The sequence below is a fragment of the Riemerella anatipestifer genome (genome assembly GCF_009663465.1).
GTDB classification, from domain to species: Bacteria; Bacteroidota; Bacteroidia; order Flavobacteriales; family Weeksellaceae; genus Riemerella; species Riemerella anatipestifer_C.
Genome location: NZ_QXHU01000014.1, coordinates 1 through 3,950, shown reverse-complemented (window position 1 = coordinate 3,950; position 3,950 = coordinate 1). Strand labels below are relative to the sequence as shown.

Below are 3,950 nucleotides of genomic sequence, written 5' to 3'. Positions count from 1 at the left end.
TACTTGGAGTGAATTTTCAATAGTATAGCGTACAACGAAGCAGACTCTGAATTGACTTTACCAACTTAAACTTAGTGACTATAATTCCTATGAAAAGCTGAATTGAAAATAGGGAATAGTTGAATTTGAAAAACTGGAATTGATTAAAAAGGCTTTAAAAACAGAATTTTAACCTATGCGAATATACCATATTGTGAATACTAAATAGCAACTGAAAATGAAAGTCCAGCGTGCAACACGGGTTTTGCAAAAAAGCGGTAGAGGTTTTATTTGGATATAATGTAATTTTTATTACCTTTGTGTAGTTGGGGGAAGGTTAGTGGTATTTTAGCCCGCTTCTTCGCAAAGCCCCACCATTAGCAGTAATGGTAGGACGACCCAACCGATAACAATAGATAATGCAGAAAACGACATTTAAAATATCAAAAATGGACTGCCCATCCGAAGAACAAATGATACGGATGAAACTTGCCGACTTGACAAACATCAACTCGTTGGACTTTGATATACCGAACAGACAACTGACCGTTTTTCACACTGACAATCACGACCAAATTTTTCAACGACTTGACAACTTAAAGTTTGACACTTCTCTTATTGACAGCGTTTCGGCAGACAATTACATTTCAACAACCGACAACACAGACCGAGAAAAAAAATTACTTTGGCAAGTTTTAGCCATCAACTTTTTCTTTTTTGCACTTGAACTTGCGACAGGTTTTATTTCTAACTCAATGGGACTTGTAGCCGACAGTTTGGATATGCTTGCCGACAGTATTGTTTACGGACTTGCACTTTTTGCAGTTGGTGGGACAATGACACGAAAAAAGAACATTGCAAAATCGGCAGGTTATTTTCAGTTGACACTTGCGGTTTTTGGTTTTATAGAAGTTATCAGACGATTTGTTGGAACGGAAACAATTCCAGTATTTCAGACAATGATAATTATTTCAATTCTTGCTCTTATTGGAAACGGACTGTGTTTGTATTTACTGCAAAAAAGTAAAAGCAAAGAAGCACATATGCAAGCAAGTATGATTTTCACATCTAATGACGTAATTGTAAACCTTGGAGTAATTGTAGCAGGCGGACTTGTTTACTTGACAAACTCAAAATATCCTGACCTTATCGTTGGGACAATTGTATTTTTCATCGTTGGACAAGGAGCATTTAAAATCTTGAAACTATCAAAATGACGACTGAAAGACTGAAAGAAGAACCACTACTGCTAACAGCGGTTTGGCAAAAGGCGGGGTTTCGTGCTTCGTAGAGCCATTTGTGCAAGGTTCAACATTTGTGCTTCGTATGAAATTTAGTGCTAAAAGTCCCGCCCTTCGCCAAGCCGCCGAGCCGATGTGGCGAAAGGAGCGAAGCGGATTTCGCCACATCGGCTCGGCGGCTTACACCGCCTGATGGGCTCGTCGCTTCGCGAACTTCGCCCATCAAGCGGTTTTGCAAAATTTCCTCTTGGAAGCAGAGCTTCCAGAGGAAACTTCGCAAAGCCGCCGAGCCGTTAGCGGTAAGTGTAGAAAAACCAGACTAAAAAATAGCAAAATGAAATTTATAATTTATCTGATACCTATTTTTTTATTTTTCTTTAAATGTGAAGATGACTCTAAAAGTAAAGATAACTCTACAAACTTATCAATTGGACAAAATAATGAATTAGATGTGCCATTGGGAATTGGAATTTTGCAAGTAAATACAGAATACCCGATACCGCTTTATAGAAATATAAATGATAGAGTTCCTTTTGATACTATAAAATTTAATATTGACAAAACGGGTGTTACAAAATTCATCACAAAAATAGACTTAAAACCTTATGTCATTTACGAAGGAGATTCGTATCAAACCGGTGAAAGAAATATAAGTGTGGGATTGGTTAGATTCCCTCCTGAACTTAAATTTCGAGTGGTTGATTCTACAAAAACAACTTTTACGGTTATTACAAATGAAAAAAGCAACGAAGAATTTGTAATAAAGCGAGATGCAAAAAGTGTATATTACAAAGCTGAAGAAGAATATTACGATAATAATTGCATTAATTGCCCAAATTCGATTTATAATCCCAGGTGGTATATTTTTGAAACTTGGGAACGTTATTTGAAAAGAGTTGAATTTATAAACAAGGAGAATTTGAAAATTTATGATAAACCTAACGGAAAAATAATATTTGAGGAGAAAAACGATAAACTTTTACCTTTCAATGTTATTGAAGTAAATGGAGATTGGATAAAATTAAAGAAAGGTTTTGGAAGAGAATTTAATTTTGAAAAAAACATAGATTACGAAGGCTGGACACAATGGAAAGATGGTAATAAAATATTGATAGAAATAACAGAACACACATATGAATAACACCTACCGCTAACAAGGTATTGCCGAAAGCGGGGGTAATTGTTTTTTTAGAGAATTTTGTTTATCTTTGAGGTGTGGTATTTTAGTTGAAGTTAGGTGCTAAGAAGCCCCGCCTTCGGCAATACCCGGACCGTTAGCTGTAATGTTTACCAAATACTCTGTATAAATGAAAACTATTAAATATTTATTAGTAATATCAGGTATATTATTTTGTTCGTCTTCTGTTTTTTCACAAGAAAAGAATGCAAATCAAATTCTTAAAAAAGTATCTCAAAATCTAACTAAGATAAATCTTTTAAGTTATGATTTGAGGCGTGAATTAAACTATTCATCAGAAGATTATAAAGCGATTTCAAAATGGACTTGTTACTACTCTTTTAATTCAGATGAAAATCCAATTGGACTAAGATTCCAAATAGAAAACTCTAACGCAACTGATATTTATAACGGAACAGAATTTTTTACACTTAATAAAGAAGATAAAACATCCAAACTTCTAAAACATCTAAAAAAAGAGGAATTATCAGATAAGAGTTATTTTTATAATTCCATTTTAACACTTCGCAATATTTTACCTACAATTATTGATGATGACAATATAAAAAAACAAGTTTCTGACACATTGATTAATACTAAAACTTATTTTCAAGTAAAAATTGATTTGGGTAAGAGAATGATTCAAAATCTAGGTGAGGGCTTTGATAAAATGGAAGGAAAAAACAAATTTATTTATACAATTTTAATTGACTCAGAAAGCTATTTGCCAAAAGAGATAAAACAAACTAATAATTTGAATGATGACTTTGTAAAAACAACCTTTGAAAATATAAATTTATATCCAAAAAGTCGAGAAGAAAATACTTGGTTCTATTCAAACTACTTAAATACTTTTAAAGAAGCTGAAGAACAAAGCAAAATTAATTTGTCCTTGGGAACAGAAGCTCCAAATTGGGAACTTACGCTATTAGATGACAAAAAAAAGATAAGTTTAAAAGATTTAAAAGGAAAAGTTGTTATTCTAGACTTTTGGATAAAAAACTGCGGAAATTGTATAGCAAATGTACCGTTTATAAATGATTTACATCAAAAATTCAAAAATGAAAACTTAGCTCTTTTTGGAATTAATGCTTATGATTCTAATGATAAGATTAAAGAATTCTATACAAAATATGGTTTAAATTATCAAGTTCTTACTAATGGTGAGCAAGTGGCGAAAAATTATGGTGTTTATGCTTATCCAACAATAATTATAATAGACAAAGATGGAAAAATAATTTTCAATGAAAATGAAAATTCTAATCGTAGCATAATAGAGCAAACCATAATGAATGCTTTAAAATAAAACACTACAGCTAACAAGGTATTGCCGCAAGCGGGGTTAATTGTTTTTTTAGAAAATTTTGTTTACTTTTGAAGTATGGTATTTCGGTTGAAGTAAGGTGCTAATAAGCCCCGCCTTCGGCAATACCCTGACCGTTGGCGGTCATTCTAAAAAACGTCACTGCCTAACAGAAAATTTCAATAAAAAATTTGCATATTGTTATCTGAATAGTTAACTTTGTAGTATGGAAACTATAAGACAAGTTATT

The 3,950-nt window shown here is 32.7% G+C and carries 3 protein-coding genes; all 3 read left to right on the top strand.

Features of this window, described 5'->3' with window-relative positions; translation table 11 throughout:
* Window positions 1–398: 398 nt before the first annotated feature.
* On the top strand, window positions 399–1,196 hold the full coding sequence (locus D1003_RS10905; RefSeq protein WP_004918542.1) for a cation diffusion facilitator family transporter: 798 nt from the start codon (window positions 399–401) through the stop codon (window positions 1,194–1,196).
* A 358-nt stretch (window positions 1,197–1,554) separates the two neighbouring features.
* On the top strand, window positions 1,555–2,361 hold the full coding sequence (locus D1003_RS10900; RefSeq protein WP_153937018.1) for a hypothetical protein: 807 nt from the start codon (window positions 1,555–1,557) through the stop codon (window positions 2,359–2,361).
* Window positions 2,362–2,527: 166 nt separating this feature from the next.
* Entirely contained in the window at window positions 2,528–3,703 is a 1,176-nt protein-coding gene (locus tag D1003_RS10895) for a peroxiredoxin (RefSeq protein ID WP_153937017.1), read from the top strand.
* The last annotated feature ends 247 nt before the right edge of the window (window positions 3,704–3,950 follow it).